The 15,202-nt window shown below is 62.5% G+C and carries 11 protein-coding genes; 7 read left to right on the top strand and 4 right to left on the bottom strand.

Annotated features, from left to right (window positions below; translation table 11 throughout):
• Window positions 1–350: 350 nt before the first annotated feature.
• The 4 genes from GTP45_RS03005 (at window position 351) to pcp (ending at window position 5,022) form a co-directional block, all read left to right on the top strand.
• Window positions 351–2,624, top strand: a complete 2,274-nt coding sequence (locus GTP45_RS03005) for a TonB-dependent receptor (RefSeq protein ID WP_161012379.1) — start codon at window positions 351–353, stop codon at window positions 2,622–2,624.
• 68 nt (window positions 2,625–2,692) lie between these two features.
• Window positions 2,693–3,379: a DUF969 domain-containing protein gene (locus GTP45_RS03000; RefSeq protein WP_161012378.1), complete on the top strand. Its 687-nt coding sequence runs from the start codon at window positions 2,693–2,695 to the stop codon at window positions 3,377–3,379.
• On the top strand, window positions 3,376–4,332 hold the full coding sequence (locus GTP45_RS02995; RefSeq protein ID WP_161012377.1) for a DUF979 domain-containing protein: 957 nt from the start codon (window positions 3,376–3,378) through the stop codon (window positions 4,330–4,332). The genes GTP45_RS03000 and GTP45_RS02995 overlap by 4 nt, the downstream gene beginning before the upstream one ends.
• Window positions 4,333–4,371: 39 nt before the next feature.
• Window positions 4,372–5,022 carry a pyroglutamyl-peptidase I gene (gene pcp, locus GTP45_RS02990; protein WP_161012376.1) on the top strand — a complete coding sequence of 217 codons (651 nt, stop codon included), beginning with the start codon at window positions 4,372–4,374 and terminating at the stop codon, window positions 5,020–5,022.
• Window positions 5,023–5,026: 4 nt separating this feature from the next.
• Here the strand turns inward: pcp and GTP45_RS02985 are convergent, their stop codons facing one another.
• The 4 genes from GTP45_RS02985 to GTP45_RS02970 all read right to left on the bottom strand — a co-directional run bounded on the left by GTP45_RS02985 (window position 5,027) and on the right by GTP45_RS02970 (window position 11,931).
• Window positions 5,027–8,863: an Ig-like domain-containing protein gene (locus GTP45_RS02985; protein WP_161012375.1), complete on the bottom strand. Its 3,837-nt coding sequence runs from the start codon at window positions 8,861–8,863 to the stop codon at window positions 5,027–5,029.
• 100 nt (window positions 8,864–8,963) lie between these two features.
• Window positions 8,964–9,863: a LysR family transcriptional regulator gene (locus GTP45_RS02980; RefSeq protein ID WP_161012374.1), complete on the bottom strand. Its 900-nt coding sequence runs from the start codon at window positions 9,861–9,863 to the stop codon at window positions 8,964–8,966.
• 18 nt (window positions 9,864–9,881) lie between these two features.
• The gene (locus tag GTP45_RS02975) at window positions 9,882–10,796 is read right to left on the bottom strand and encodes a pseudouridine-5'-phosphate glycosidase (protein ID WP_161012373.1); all 915 of its coding nucleotides are present in this window, start codon (window positions 10,794–10,796) and stop codon (window positions 9,882–9,884) included.
• Between the two features lie 4 nt (window positions 10,797–10,800).
• Window positions 10,801–11,931 (bottom strand): carbohydrate kinase, encoded by a 1,131-nt coding sequence (locus GTP45_RS02970; protein WP_161012372.1) that lies wholly within the window; start codon window positions 11,929–11,931, stop codon window positions 10,801–10,803.
• 222 nt (window positions 11,932–12,153) lie between these two features.
• On the opposite strand from GTP45_RS02970, the gene xapA reads away from it, so the two are divergent.
• The 3 genes from xapA to deoC are packed head-to-tail and all read left to right on the top strand — an operon-like array spanning window position 12,154 to window position 15,187.
• On the top strand, window positions 12,154–12,993 hold the full coding sequence (gene xapA, locus GTP45_RS02965; protein ID WP_161012371.1) for a xanthosine phosphorylase: 840 nt from the start codon (window positions 12,154–12,156) through the stop codon (window positions 12,991–12,993).
• Window positions 12,994–13,043: 50 nt separating this feature from the next.
• Entirely contained in the window at window positions 13,044–14,237 is a 1,194-nt protein-coding gene (locus GTP45_RS02960) for a phosphopentomutase (RefSeq protein ID WP_161012370.1), read from the top strand.
• Window positions 14,234–15,187, top strand: a complete 954-nt coding sequence (gene deoC / locus GTP45_RS02955; protein ID WP_161012369.1) for a deoxyribose-phosphate aldolase — start codon at window positions 14,234–14,236, stop codon at window positions 15,185–15,187. The genes GTP45_RS02960 and deoC overlap by 4 nt, the downstream gene beginning before the upstream one ends.
• The last annotated feature ends 15 nt before the right edge of the window (window positions 15,188–15,202 follow it).

The raw sequence follows: 15,202 nt of genomic DNA, 5'->3' as shown, positions 1-15,202 counted from the left end.
TCGCACTGCAACAACAGGCCCCACCGAATTAAATATTTTTGTATTGTTGCTTTTTTGTCCGATTGGAAAAACTTCCGCGCGCCGGCGGGCCGCTGGCGCCGTCCCTCTTTCATAGAGAAAGCGGCTGTACGCCCTATGTTTAGGACAGTCCACTACTATGCCCCAGCGCCGATATGTAGGACAAATTCGTTTTTTCTTCGCTATTTATATAAAATAGATATGAATCAATTCGAAATTTTTACGTGCTAGCATGATTGGTAATTTGTATATCGATATGCGAAATGGTTTAGTTTCGATGGACATTTAATAATTAAAACACTCACTTACACAATGCAAGGGAGCAGGACAATATGAGCAAGCAACGCAGTTTCGCAGTGCGATCGCTGATCGCCCTGGCCGTCGCCAGCGCTTTCCCGCTGGCGTACGCCGAAGACACCCCGGCCGAGAGCAAGGATAAAGACCAGCTCGAAACCGTGATCGTGACGGCCCAGCGCCGCGCGGAAAACATCAAGGACGTGCCGATGTCGATCGCCACCCTCAAGGGCGACAAGCTGGACGTGCTGACCTCGGGCGCCGCCGACATCCGTTTCCTGGCCGGCCGTTCGCCGTCGGTCAACGTGGAATCGGACTATGGCCGTACCTTCCCGCGTTTCTACATTCGCGGCCTGGGTAACACCGACTTCGATTTGAACGCGTCGCAGCCGGTCGGCCTGGTGATGGACGATATCGTGCAGGAAAACGCCATGCTGAAAGGCTTCCCGGTCTTCGACGTGGATCAGGTCGAGGTGCTGCGCGGCCCGCAAGGCACGCTGTTCGGCCGTAACTCGCCGGCCGGCGTGATCAAGTTCGACTCGGCCAAGCCGGTGTTCAAGACCGAAGGCTATCTGCAACTGGGCGTGGGCAACTACTCGGCCAAGACCGTGGAAGGCGTGTTCAACGTGCCGGTCAGCGACACCGTGGCGCTGCGCTTCTCGGGCACCAGCCAGCACCGCGACGACCGCGTGCACAACACCAACCCGAACAAGAATACCGCCACCCAGGACTTCGAAGGTTATGGCGACAACGCCTTCCGCCTGCAAGCACTGGTACAGCCGAACAAGGACTTCAGCGCCTTGTTCAACTACCACGAGCGCGACTACCACGGCAGTGCCACCCTGTTCCGTGCCAACATCATCAAGAAGGGCACCAACGATCTGGTGGACGGCTTCGACTACGGTTCCTACCCGACCGACGGCGTCAACTACCAGAAGCTGGAAACCAAGGGCGGCAACATTCGCCTGAAGTACAACATGAGCGACATCACGCTGCACTCGATCACCGGCTACGAAACGCTGAAGTTCAACAGCCGCGCCGACGTTGACGGCGGCTACGGCGCCGTGTTCGCGCCGCCATCGGGCCCAGGCTACATCCCTTTCCCGGTCGAGACCGCCGACCTGCTGCCTAACCACAAGCAGTTCTCGCAAGAGTTCCGCGCCGAGTCCAACTACACCGGCCCGCTGCAGTGGATTGGCGGCCTGTTCTTCTTCGACGAATCGATCCAGATCGACTCGATCAGCTTTGACTCGTTCACGCCGGGCAATCCGCAAAACGCCGCCTACGCGCAGCAGTTCCAGAACGCCAAATCGTGGGCTGCGTTTGGCTCGCTGAATTACACCGTGACCGACAAGTTCAAGGTGCGCGGCGGCCTGCGCTTCACGCACGACAAGAAAGAGTTCTCGGCCACCCGTGTCGAACCGCCTAAGAGCTCGGGCCCGTTCGAGATCGACAACACCTCGAAAAACACCAGCTGGGATCTGAGCGGCACCTACGAGCTGGACAAGAACACCAATCTGTTTGCCCGCGTGGCGACCGGCTACCGCGCGCCTTCCATGCAGGGCCGTCTGAATGGTCTGACCGACAAGCCATCGTTCGCCGGCGCCGAGCGCGCGCTGTCGTATGAAGCCGGTGTGAAGCAGGATCTGTTCGACAAGCGCGCGCGTTTGAGCGCAGCCGTGTTCCACTACCGCGTGAAGGACAAGCAGCTGACCGCCGGCAGTGGCTCGATCAATATGAACCAGCTGATCAACGCCGACAAGGTGACCGGCCAAGGTGTCGAACTGGATCTGCAAGCGAACCTGGGTGGTGGTTTCAGCGGCACGCTGGGCTACAGCTACAACGATACCGAGATCAAGGATCCTAACCTGTTCGTGCAGTACTGCGGTAACTACGGCAATAACCCGACCCACGCCAGCGGTTGCACCCCAACCAATGCCGCAGGCCCGTTTGCCGGCACGTCCAAGATCAACGGCAACCCGCTGCCACGCGCGCCGAAGTCGCAAGCTAACTTCACGCTCAAGTACAGCACCGACCTGGGCGATGGCGAGTTCTACGCTTACACCGACTGGACTTACCGCAGCAGCTACAACTTCTTCCTGTACGAAGCACCGGAGTACAAGGCCAAGCCACTCACCGAAGGTGGTCTGCGCGCCGGCTACAAATGGGGCAACGGCAAGTATGAAGTGGCTGCGTTTGGCCGCAACATCACCGACAAGCAAGTCATCATCGGCGCGATCGACTTCGACAACTTGACCGGTATGCTGAACGAACCACGCACTTGGGGCGCGACCTTCAAGGTCAACTTCTAAGCCGGGCTAGTTTAGAATCCCCGCACATCCGAAAGGAGTGCGGGGATTTTTACATTGGGAGACTGCTAGTGCATACCGTTGTTAATCTGTGGCCGCTGCTGGGCGTGGCCGTCATCATCGCCGGCTTCGCGCTGCGCGCCCATCCTGTGCTGGTGGTGATTGCCGCTTGCGCCGTGACCGGCATCGCCGCTGCCATGCCGGTCGATCAGCTACTGGCCACGCTGGGCACTGCCTTCATCAAGACGCGCAACCTGCCCTTGATTTTGCTGCTGCCAATTGCCGCCATCGGCCTGCTGGAGCGTCACGGTTTGCGCGAGCATGCGCAGGCATCGATTGCGCGGATCCGCTCCGCCACCACCGGCCGCCTGCTGATCGTCTACTTGGCGATCCGAGAAATCAGCGCCGCCTTCGGCCTGACCAGCATCGGCGGCCATCCAAACATGGTGCGTCCTTTGATCGCACCGATGGCGGAAGGCGCGGCCGAAGTGCGCTATCCCAACGTGCCGCAGGAAATGCGCTACCGCATCCGCGCCATGGCCGCCGCCACCGACAACGTCGGCCTGTTCTTCGGCGAAGATATTTTTGTGGCCTTCGGCGCCATCGTGCTGATGCAAACCATCTTGCGCGGCGAAGGGCTGGAGGTTGATCCGCTGCATATGGCACTGTGGGGCATACCGACGGCGGTGTGCGCGTTCATCATCCACTCGTGGCGCTTGTATCGTCTGGATGCGCAGATTGCACGGAGCGCCAAATGATCCTCCAGCTCGAATACTTCTACTACGTGCTGGGCGTCATGCTGCTGATGGTGGCGTGGATGGCGCTGCGCGACCAGCACAATCCCAAGCGCTACAGCAGCGCCTTGTTCTGGGCCTTGTACGCCGTGATCTACCTGGCCGGCAAGCAGTTGCCGCCCGTCGTAGCGGGCTTGCTGATGGTGGTGATGGCGCTGATCGCCGGTTTCGGCGGCGTCACGCTGGGCCGCTATGGCGACCGCAGCGACGAAGAGCGCCGCAGCAGCGCGCAGCGTCTCGGCCATAAGCTGCTGATTCCTGCGCTGCTAATCCCCATCACCACCGTGATTGGCTCTACGCTGTTCAAGGATGTGAAGTGGGGCGAGCTATTCCTGCTCGATCCGAAAAACCTGACGCTGGTAAGCCTCGGTTGCGGCTCGCTGTTCGCGGTGGCGACGGCATGCTGGCTGACGCGATCCACGCCGATGCAAGCGATGCGCGAGTCACGCCGCCTGATCGACCACTTGGGCTGGGCGGTGGTGCTGCCGCACATGCTGGCGGTACTCGGCTTGCTGTTCACCGAGGCCGGCATGGGCAAGGCGGTGGCGCACGTGGTCACCTCCTACATCAATATGGACGTGCGCCTGGTGGCGGTGGCCGTGTTCTGCATCGGCATGGCGCTGTTCACCATCATCATGGGCAATGGCTTTGCTGCCTTCCCGGTGATGGCGGGCGGTGTCGGCATTCCGGTGCTGGTTGGCGTGTACCATGCCAACCCGGCGGTGATGGCGGCCATCGGCATGTTCAGCGCTTACTGCGGCACCCTGATGACGCCGATGGCGGCCAATTTCAACATCGTGCCCGCCGCGCTGCTGGAGCTGCCGGATAAAAATGCGGTGGTAAAAATGCAAGTGCCGACGGCCTTGCCCTTATTGTTAGCAAATATTGCGCTGCTTTATTTTTTGATGAATATGTGAGACGCTTCCAAGGTTAGTTGCAAGACCGGAGCAGTCGAGATGAAAAAGATAATATTGTTAACGGGCTTTGAACCGTTTAACAAGGAGACCATCAACCCCTCGTGGGAAGCCGTGCGTCAATTGGACGGCTGGCACGAGGGCGAGTTCGTTGTCCATGCACGCCAGCTGCCGTGCGTGTTCGGGCATGCGCTCAAGGTGGTGCACCAGGCAGTGGAAGAACTACAACCGAGTATCGTGATCGCGGTCGGCCAGGCAGGCGGCCGTGTGGATATGTCGGTGGAGCGCGTGGCGATCAATATCGATGATGCGCCGATCCCGGATAACCAGCAGCGCCAGTTGGTCGATCAGCCGATTGTGAACGGCGGCCCGGCGGCGTACTTCTCCACCTTGCCGATCAAGGCCATCGTGCACGAGCTGCGCGAGGCGGGCTTGCCGGCATCGGTATCGCAGACGGCCGGCACCTTTGTCTGCAACCACGTATTTTATGGCTTGATGCACCAGGCGCACGAGTGGGGCACCACCATGCGCGCCGGCTTCATTCACATTCCATACTTGCCGCAGCAAGCGGCCCATCATCCGGGCACCGCCAGCATGAAGCTGGAAGACGTGGTGGAAGGACTGCGCATCGCCGTCCGCACCACGCTTGCCCATACGGTGGATTTGCGCGAGGCCGGCGGCCTCACGCACTAAACTACTACAGCAAAGTAATCGCCGCCTCTGCCAGCGAGGTCACGCCAACCAGCGTTACCTCGTGGCCTGCGCCGAAGTCGATCACAAAGTTTTTACCATCCACGTGGCCGAGCGCCACCACGTCGGCTGCGCTGTTCAGCGACAGGCCGTTGTAGTCGTGCGCCAGCACCAGGTGATCGCCGCCGGCGGCCGAGAAAGCGCTCACCTTGACCGCGCCTGCCTGGCTGTTCAGCACGAAGTTGTCGGCTGCGCTGCTGCCGGTGAGCGTTTGGCCGATGGCAGCCGGGTCGATGGTCAGGTTCAGCTTGGACGACGCTGCCGACACATTGCCCGCCACATCGGTCGCCTTGGCCGTCAAGCTGTGCGCGCCGGTGCTCAGCGATACCGACGACGTGATCTGCCACGCGCCGCTCTTGTCAGCAAGCGCGGTGCCCAGCAGCGTGTCGCCGTCGTACAGCGCGACGATGGCGTTGGCTTCCGCCTTGCCGCTGATGACCGGCGTGGTGATGGCGGTCTTGTTGTCGGTGCTGGACGTGCCGGTGTCATAAATGCTGAGCAGATCCAGCGAGGCCGGTGCATCCGGTCCCTTGGTATCGACCGTCAGCGCCAGTACCGGCGAAGCGGCGGAGATATTGCCGGCGATGTCGGTCACTTTCACCGTCAGCTTGTGCGCGCCTGCCGTCAGCGCCTTGGAGGTGATGCTCCAGTTGCCGTCGTTGTCGGCCGTCACGCTGCCGACCAGCGTGGAGCCGTCGTACAGCGCCACGCTGGCGCCGGCCTCGGTCACGCCGCTGACTTTCGGCGTGGCGATATTGGTGATGCCGTCGCTTTGCGAGCGGCCGCTGTCGGACAGCGTGTGGAGCAGCGGCGCGGCCGTCACCAGCACCGCCTTGGTGTCGGTGGTGAACACCAATTCATCCGACGCCAGCGAGACATTGCCTGCCACATCGGTCGCCTTGGCCGTCAAGTGATGCTCGGCGTCGAGCAGCTTGGTGGTGGTGATGCTCCACGAGCCGTTGTTGCTGGCGGTGGCCTTGCCCAGCACAGTGGCGCCGTCGTACAGCGTGATGGTGACGCCGGCATCGGCCTTGCCGGTAATGACCGGCGTCGCCATGCTGGTGATGTTGTCGCTGGTGGATACGCCCTTGTCGGATGCGGTGGCCAGGTCCAGCGCGGTGGGGGCGGCACACTTGGTGTCGATGGTCACGGCCAGTTCGGACGAGGAGGCGGAGGTGTTGCCCGCCACATCGCTGGCCTTGGCGGTCAGCTTATGCACGCCATCGGCCAGTAATACGCTGGAACTGATGCTCCAGTTGCCGCTGTCGTCGGCGATGGTGCTGCCGAGCAGGGTGGCGCCTTCGTACAGGGCGATGCTGGCATTGGCCTCCGCCTTGCCGGACACCACCGGCGCGCTGGCCGCAGTGAGGTTGTCCGTGTTGGAAACGCCGCTGTCGGCGCTTGCCACCAAGTCCAGCTTGCTTGGTGCGGCGGGTCCCTTGTTGTCGATCGTGACCGTCAGCGCCGCCGATGCGGCCGAGGTATTACCGGCAGCGTCGACCGCCTTGACCGTGAAGTTGTGCGTGCCCACCGCCAGCGCCTTGCAGGTGAAGCTCCATGCGCCCTTGTCGTCGGCAACCGTGGTGCCGATGACCGTCTTGCCGTCATACACGGTGACGGTGGCGCCTGCGTCGCTGGTGCCGCTCAGTTGCGGCGTGGTGACATTGGTGATGCCATCGCTGTGCGAGCGGCCAGTGTCGTACTGCGTCGCGAGCACCGGTGTGCCGATGCTGATCGTGGTGTCGACGGTGACCAGCAAGTCCGCCGATGGCGCCGACTGCTGGCCGCTGCTGTCCTGGCTCACGGCGCTCAGGTAATGTTTGCCATCAGCCAGCGTACCGGTCGTGAAGCTCCACGCGCCGGCGTCATTGGCGACCGCCGTGCCGATTTGCGTGAGGCCGTCGAACAGCAGCACGGTCGTGCCGGCCGCTGCCTTGCCGGTGATGGTCGGCGTGGACAGCTTGGTCACATTGTCGCTGTTGGCAGCGCCGGTGTCGGAGGCGGCCTGCAGGTCGGGAACGGTGGGCGTGGCAACTGCGGCCGTCGCTGCACTGACGCTCACGCTGAGCACGGCAGAGGCGGCCGACGTATTGCCGGCCAGGTCGGTGCTGGTGACGGTCAGGCTATGCTCGCCATCGGCCAGGGAGCTGGCGGTGATACTCCATAGGCCCTGGCCATCGGCCACGGCACTGCCGACGCGGTCAGCGCCGTCGTACAGGATGACGGTGGCGCCGGCCTCGGTGCTGCCAGTCAGGCGCGGCGTGGCGCTGTTGGGCAGGGAGGCCAGCGCCGGCACGTCCGGCGCAGCGGGCGCCTTGGTGTCGATGAGGATGATGGACTCGGCCGAGTGCGCGCCAACATTGCCGGCCTGGTCGGTGGTGACCGCGGTGATGTGGTGCTCACCTTCGCTCAGCCCGTACAGCTGCACCCCCCATTCGCCGGTCTTGGAGACATAGGACTGCGTGGCCCACGCAACGCCATCGACGTACACCGTGACCAAGGCGTGATCGTCGGCCTCGGTGGTGCCGTACACCGCCAGCGAGTTGACATTGGTAATCTGGTCGCTGGACGAGCTGCCGTAGTCGTCGCGGACGTCGAGCAGCGGCTTGGTCGAGACGGTCTTGGGACCAACGGTATCGACGGTCAGCACCAGCGTGCCGGAGACGGGCAATGCGTTGCCGTCCTTGTCGGTCGAGTGCGCGACCAGCTTGTGCTGGCCGTCGGCCAGCGGCGTGGTGGTGATGCTCCAGATGCCGTCGGCGCCGGCCACGCCGCTGCCGACGACTTTTTTACCGTCATACAGCACTACGCTGGTGCCGGGGGCGGCCCAGTTGGAGATGACCGGCGTGGACAGGTTGGTCATCTGGTCGCCGTGGATGCCGGTATCGGATGACAGCAGCGGCGCGTCGGTGTCGATGCTGAAAGTGAACACCTGCGGATCCGCCCTGTTGCCCGCGAGGTCGCTCGTCTGCACCACGATGTTGTGCTGGCCGTCGGCCAGCGCGGCGGCGGTGAAGGACCAGGTACCGTCCTTGCCGGCCACCGCGCTGCCGATTTTGTTGAGGCTAAAGTAGTCCCACTCGTAGAGGTCGACGTGGGCGCCGGCTTCGGCGGTGCCAGTGAAGGCCGGGCTGGCGTTATGGATGGTGGTCTGGCCGCCGATGATCTCGTCGCCTGCGTGCGGCACCAGTGCAATCGTGGCGTTCAGCGGCGCGCTGGTGTCGATGGTCAGCTTCATCACGGTGGATGGCGCCGAGGTATTGCCGGCACTGTCGTGCTCGATCACGCTGATGGTGTGCGCGCCTTCGCCCAGCGTATCGCCGCGCGCCTGCCAGTTGCCATTGGCGTCGACCGGCACGCCGAACTTGCCCTTGACGCCGTCGATGACCAGTTCCACAAACGAGCCCGGTTTGGCCTTGCCGATATATACCGGCAGCGTCACGTTGGTGACGTGGTCGGTGCTGGAGGCGCCGGTGTCGGTGTCCAGGCTCAGCTGCACCTCGGCCGGCGCCTTGATCTGCGTCTTGGGCGGGGTGCCGGCCGGCGCGTTGACGGTGACGTAGGTGGGAGGCGAGCGATCGGAGACATTGCCAGCCGCATCGGTAAGGATGACTGAGAAGGTGTGCAGGCCATTGGCCAGCTTGTCGCTGGTCACGCGCCAGGCGCCGGTGGCGTCTGCAACGGCCAGGCCGACCATGTCATCGCCATCGTACAGAGTGATCCATGCGTTCGGTTCTGACTTTCCGGCGAAGGTGGCGCGGTTCTGAGTAATGGTCGATGGCATGCAAAAACTCCCGGTTAATGATGTCGGGATATATTGCCATACGTAAACTCGAATTGCAAAAAATAGTTACAAAATATGCTACCAGCTTGCTATCCGCTTGCTACCCGCTTGGATTCAGGATGTTGAGGAAGGCCCGCACCACCGGCGCGTCGTCGGTGGTGGTGTAGGTGATGTACAGATTGGCCGATGGCGGATTGGTGCGGATCGGCAGGAACACCACGCCCGGCCAGCCGATGCGGCTGGTGGTTTCGGGAATCAGCGTCACCCCCAGGCCCGCGCCGACCATGGCCAGCAGGGTTTGCGGCTCGGACGCTTCCTGGAAAATGGTCGGCTGGAAGCCGGCCTTCACGCAGCACTGGATCAGGTAGCGCGGGAACGAGGACTTGTCGAGCGCCAGCGTCAGCATCGGCTCGTCGGCAATGTCGATCAGTTCAATCGCGTCCTGCTTGGCCAGCGGGTGGTGTTCGTTGATGGCCACGCACACGTCTTCACGGAAGCACAGCTCCTGGCGCAGGTTGTCGTTCTTGAGATCGTCCTCGTCCAGCTTGGGCTCGCGCCAGAAGCCGACGTCGATCTGCTTGGCGCGCAGCGCGTCGTACTGCAAGGTCGGGCCCAGTTCGTGGATAGTCCAGGTCACGCGCGGGAACTTGGTCTGGAATTCTTCCAATAGACTAGGAATCGGCCCCCACATGGCCGAGCCGACGATGCCCACGCGTAGCCGGCCCACTTCGCCGCGGTCGATCTGGCGGATGGTGTCGATGGTCATGCGCATCTTGCCCAGCAGTTCGGCGGCTTCCGTCATCAGTGCCTTGCCGGCCACCGTCAGCTCGAAGGTGCGGGTGGTGCGCGCGAACAGCTTCACGCCCAACTCGCTTTCGAGCTTCATGATCTGCTGGCTCAATGGCGGTTGCGAGATGTGCAGTCGCTCGGCGGCACGGCTGAAACTTTTTTCTTCAGCGACCGCGAGGAAGTACTTCAGTTGTTTCAGATCGATGGACATGGAGTCGGCCAGATTAGGTTAGTGCGCTGCTTGCATGGCAACGGCCAAGGCCGCGCCGCAACGGGCGTTGTTCTTCACCAGTGCGATGTTGGTGGCCAGGCTGCGGCCCTCGGTCAGCGCCTTGATGCGGGCCAGCAGGAACGGCGTCACGTTCTTGCCGGTGACGCCTTGCTGATCCGCTTCCTGCAAGGCTTGCTCGGTGATGCGGTCGATTTCTTGTTTCGGCATCGCTTCCGCCGCAGGCACTGGATTGCTGACCACCACGCCGCCTTTCAAACCAAGCTGCCACTTGGTGTGGATGAAGGCCGCTTGCTCGGCCGGCGTGTCGAGCTGGAAGTCGGCGTTAAAGCCGCTCTCGCGGGTGAAGAAAGCAGGGAAGCCGCGCTGGCCTACGCTGACCACCGGCACGCCGTGGGTTTCCAGGTATTCCAGCGTCAGGCCGATGTCCAGGATCGATTTCACGCCGGCGCACACCACCGCCACCGAGGTGTGCGCCAGTTCCTGCAAGTCGGCCGAGATGTCGAAGCTGGTCTCGGCGCCACGGTGCACGCCGCCGATGCCGCCGGTGACAAACACCTGGATGCCGGCCAGTTCAGCGCAAATCATGGTGGCGGCCACGGTGGTGGCGCCCAGCTTGTTCTGTGCCAGCACGAACGGCAAGTCGCGGCGGCTGACCTTCATTGCGTCGGGCGAGGTGCCCAGCAACTCCAGCTGCTCGTCCGACAGGCCGATGCAGATCTTGCCGCCGATGATGGCGATGGTGGCCGGCACGGCGCCGCCGTCGCGGATGATTTGTTCCACTTCCCGCGCCATCTGCACGTTTTGCGGATACGGCATGCCGTGCGAAATGATGGTCGATTCCAGCGCGACGATAGCTTTGCCGGCGGCGCGGGCGGCAGCCACTTCCGGCGAGAACAGTAAGTATTGGTGCATGGTTTTATCCTTTATTCGGGAACAGCGGGGCGCTTAAATCAAAATCGTGAATTTCGTCGAGGATGTCGGCGGCCAGTACCGGCGACACGGTCTCGGGGCTTTCCAGCGTCATGGCGGCGACTTTCAGGCCACGGCGGCAGGCCAGCGTCAAATCATTGCTGCCCTGGTACAGCGACCAGCAGACGGCGGCCGAGAACGCATCGCCGGCGCCGGTCACGTCGACCACATCAACCTGGTGCGCGGCCAGCCACACCAGTTCGCCGCCCTGCGTGTGGTACACGCCCTGGCTGCCGCAGGTAACGATGACGTCTTGCGCGCCTTGCGCCTGCACTTCGCGGCAGGCGGCGCGCACGTCGGCTTCGGTCGGCAGGCTGCGGCCGGCGCGGGTTTCCAGTTCGCCGCGATTCAAAATCAGCAGGCGCAGGCCTTTCAAGTCGGCCGGCAGGCGCGCCATCTTCGGTTGCGACACCGCCACAATCACCAAGGGCAGATTGTCGGTGCGCGCGCTTTCCAGCAGGATGGCAATGCTGGCGGCCGGCAGGTTCAGGTCGGCCACAGTCATGGCGGCGGCCGCGCGCTGCGGCTGGCGGCTGGCGAGGAACTCGGGTGTGATGCGGTCGTACAGCGCCATGTCGGCCAGCGCCACCACCAGCTCGCCCTTATCGTCGAGGATGGCGGTGTAGGTGCCGGTGGCAACGTCTTGCAGCTTGAGGCTGCCGCGCGTGTCGATGCCCGCTTGCTCGGCGTGGTCTTGCAGGCTGCGGCCAGCGGCATCGTCGCCAAGCGCGGTGAGCAGGGCGGTTGGCAGGTTCAGGCGGGCCAGGTTTTCGGCAATGTTGCGCGCCACGCCGCCGTAGACCTCTTCGGCGGTGGCCGGATTGGAGGTGCCCAGCTGCATGGATGCGATGGTGCGCAGCTTGCGGTCAAGGTTGGCGGCGCCGAGGCACAGCACCGGGCGCTTGTCCGGCAGCACGTAGGCGCGGCCCAGCAGGCGGCGTTCGCGAATCAAACCGGCTATGTGACCGGCCACGGCCGAGCGCGACAGGCGCAGCTCGACCGCCAGGTCTTGCTGGGAGATGAAGGGGTTGGCGCGGATCAGCTGGTAGAGCTGTTCCTTTTTGGAAGAGTCGGTCACGGTAGTGCCTTTGGATGCATGCTAAACATTTGTCCGCAATAGTAAACATTTGTTCTGATTGAGTCAAACGCGCGGCGGCGGCTAAGTTTCCCTTGGTTTATAATACTCCCGATTTATATCATTTTTATATAAATGGCTAAGAAAAATGGTATTTGCCATACATATGGACGATGATGCATAGTGTCAGCTTCCCCAGCCATATCAAAAAATCAGAGGATTCCCATGTCTAATAATTCCCCATTCCAGGCAGCCGACATCATTCGCGCCCGTCTCCCAGCGGGCTTCAAGCCGCGCGTAGCGATGATCCTCGGTTCGGGCTTGGGTGTGCTGGCGGAACAAATGACGGACGCCGTCACCATCAGCTACGACCAACTGCCGGGCTTCCCGATTTCGACCGTCCACGGCCACGCCGGTGAACTGGTGATCGGCACCCTGTCGGGCGTACAAGTAGTGTGCATGAAAGGCCGCGGCCACGTCTACGAAGGCTACGGCCTCGGCGTGATGACCAGCGCCGTGCGCACCATGAAGCTGCTGGGCTGCGAAATGCTGTTCGTGACCAATGCCGCCGGTTCGCTGCGCACCGAAGTGGACGCCGGTTCGCTGGTGGCGCTGACCGACCACATCAACTTCCTGCCGGGCACCCCGATGATGGGCCCGAACGACGAACGCTTCGGCCCGCGCTTCTTCAGCATGGCCAACGCTTACGACGCTGAACTGCGCGCGCTGCTGCACACTTCGGCCAAAGAGAAAAACGTCACCCTGCACGACGGCGTGTACATCGCCTACGCCGGCCCTAACTTTGAGACGCCTGCGGAAATCCGCGCGTTCAAGACCTTGGGCGCGGACGTGGTGGGTATGTCGGTGGTGCCGGAAGTGGTGTCGGCCCGTCACTGCGGTTTGAAAGTGGTGGGCGTATCGGCCATCACCAATCTGGCGGAAGGTCTGTCGCCGTTCCCGCTGTCGCATGAACAGACTCTGAAGTACGCTGCGGTTGCAGCGACCTCGCTGGTCGAAGTGATCCTCGGCTTCTTGGGTAACGTGGCAAAAACGCCGCAAGCTTAAGAGACCAAATAGGGCGGCTAGTCCGCCCTTTTGCTTTTTAGGAGTTCGTTATGAAACGCGCATTTATCCTGCTGCTCGATTCGTTTGGCCTGGGCGCCACGCCCGACGCGGCGAAGTACAACGACGCCGGCGCCAACACCTTCGGCCACATCGCCGAGCAAGTCGCCAAGAGCGGCAAGCCGATGTCGCTGCCGACCATGGAAAAACTGGGCCTGACCGCCGCCGCGCATTTGGCCAGCGGCGAGTGGGCCACCGGCTTCACGCAACGCGAAGGCTTCACCGCCGCCTATGGCGCGGCGCGTGAACGTTCGACCGGCAAGGACACGCAGTCCGGCCACTGGGAAATCGCCGGCGTGCCGGTGGAATTCGACTGGGGCTACTTCCCGAAAACCGTGCCGTCGTTCCCGGCCGAGTTGACCGCCAAGCTGCAAGAGCTGACCGGCGTGCCGGGCTTCCTCGGCGACTGCCACGCATCGGGCACGGAGATCATCAACAAGCACGGTGATGAACACGTCGCCACTGGCAAGCCGATTATCTACACCTCGGCCGACTCGGTGCTGCAAATCGCCGCGCACGAAGAATCGTTCGGCCTTGAGCGTTTGTACGAAGTGTGCGAGATCGCCTTCAAACTGGTTGAACCGTACAACATCGGCCGCGTGATCGCGCGCCCATTCCTCGGCGCGAACGGCAACTACACCCGCACCACCAACCGCCACGACTACGCTGTCGCACCGCCTGCGCCAACGCTGCTCGATCACGTGAAGAACGACGGCGGCGAAGTCATCGCGCTGGGCAAAATCAGCGACATCTTCGCTACCCAGGGCGTATCGCGCGTGGTGAAGGGCAAGGACAACATGGCGCTGTTCGACGCGCTGCTGAAAGTGGCCGACGAAGCGGGCGACAAGTCGCTGACCTTCGTGAACTTCGTCGACTTCGACCAGGCCTTCGGCCACCGCCGCGACGTCAACGGCTACTCGAATGCGCTGCACGAGATGGATGCGCGCCTGCCGGAATTCATCGCCAAGCTGCAAGCGGATGACCTGGTGGTGATCACCGCCGATCACGGCTGCGATCCAACCTGGCCGGGCTCCGACCACACGCGTGAACACATCCCGATGATTTTCTTCGGCCCGAATGTGAAGCCGCAGTCGCTGGGCATCTCCGAAACCTTCTCCGACATCGGCCAGACGCTGGCCCACCACCTTGGCGTCAAGCCACTTTCGAACGGAAACAATCTGTTATGAGCGACTTCAAACGCAACGAAGCAGTCCCACTGGATCTCGGCTGGATCAATCACATCCACGTCAACAAGTCCGCCGCCGACCGCCGCGCCGCCAGCCTGGCGAACCGCCGCACGGTGAAGAAGGAATACCAGGCCGCGTGGCTGGTCAAGGCCATCGGCCTGATCGACCTGACCACGCTGTCGGGCGACGATACGCCGGGCCGCGTTGAGCGCCTGTGCCGCAAGGCGCTGCGTCCGCTGCGCACCGATCTGGTGGAAGCACTGGGCCTGCAGGACGTCAACCTCGCCACCGGCGCGGTATGCGTGTATCACGAGATGATCAAGCCTGCGGTGGAAGTGCTGCAAGGCCGCCTGCCTATCGCTGCCGTGTCGACCGGCTTCCCGGCTGGCTTGACCAGCATGGAAACCAAGGTGCGCGAGATCGAACTGTCGGTGGCCGCTGGCGCAACCGAGATCGATATCGTCATCACCCGCCAGCACGTTTTGACTGGCAACTGGCAAGCGCTGTACGACGAGATGCTGGCTTACCGCAAGGCTTGCGGCGAAGCGCACGTGAAAGCGATTCTGGCGACCGGTGAACTGGTTACGCTGGAAAACGTGGCGAAAGCATCGTGGGTGTGCATGATGGCTGGCGCGGACTTCATCAAGACCTCGACCGGTAAAGAGCCGGTCAACGCCACTATCCCTGTGTCGCTGACCATGGTGCGCGCGATCCGCGAGTACCACGAGCAGACCGGCTTCAAGATCGGCTACAAGCCTGCGGGTGGCGTCGGCACGGCCAAGGCCGCGTTGCAGTACCTGACCCTGATGAAGGAAGAACTGGGCAACGAGTGGCTGGAGCCGCACCTGTTCCGCATCGGCGCATCCAGCCTGCTGACCGACATCGAGCGTCAACTGGAACACTACGTGACCGGTAACTACTCGGCCGCTCACCGCCACGCGCAACCTTAAAGAACACGGACACTG

The sequence above is a fragment of the Duganella rivi genome (assembly GCF_009857435.1).
GTDB lineage: Bacteria > Pseudomonadota > Gammaproteobacteria > Burkholderiales > Burkholderiaceae_D > Rugamonas > Rugamonas rivi.
This window is presented reverse-complemented; position numbering and strand designations above follow the sequence as displayed.

What these genes read in the sequence shown, in the direction of transcription:
- GTP45_RS02975 (WP_161012373.1), bottom strand. Translation starts at nt 10,796, where the DNA reads ATGCACCAATACTTACTGTTCTCGCCGGAAGTGGCTGCCGCCCGCGCC.
- xapA (WP_161012371.1), top strand. Translation starts at nt 12,154, where the DNA reads ATGTCTAATAATTCCCCATTCCAGGCAGCCGACATCATTCGCGCCCGT.
- deoC (WP_161012369.1), top strand. Translation starts at nt 14,234, where the DNA reads ATGAGCGACTTCAAACGCAACGAAGCAGTCCCACTGGATCTCGGCTGG.
- GTP45_RS03005 (WP_161012379.1), top strand. Translation starts at nt 351, where the DNA reads ATGAGCAAGCAACGCAGTTTCGCAGTGCGATCGCTGATCGCCCTGGCC.
- GTP45_RS02985 (WP_161012375.1), bottom strand. Translation starts at nt 8,863, where the DNA reads ATGCCATCGACCATTACTCAGAACCGCGCCACCTTCGCCGGAAAGTCA.
- GTP45_RS02960 (WP_161012370.1), top strand. Translation starts at nt 13,044, where the DNA reads ATGAAACGCGCATTTATCCTGCTGCTCGATTCGTTTGGCCTGGGCGCC.
- GTP45_RS02980 (WP_161012374.1), bottom strand. Translation starts at nt 9,863, where the DNA reads ATGTCCATCGATCTGAAACAACTGAAGTACTTCCTCGCGGTCGCTGAA.
- pcp (WP_161012376.1), top strand. Translation starts at nt 4,372, where the DNA reads ATGAAAAAGATAATATTGTTAACGGGCTTTGAACCGTTTAACAAGGAG.
- GTP45_RS02995 (WP_161012377.1), top strand. Translation starts at nt 3,376, where the DNA reads ATGATCCTCCAGCTCGAATACTTCTACTACGTGCTGGGCGTCATGCTG.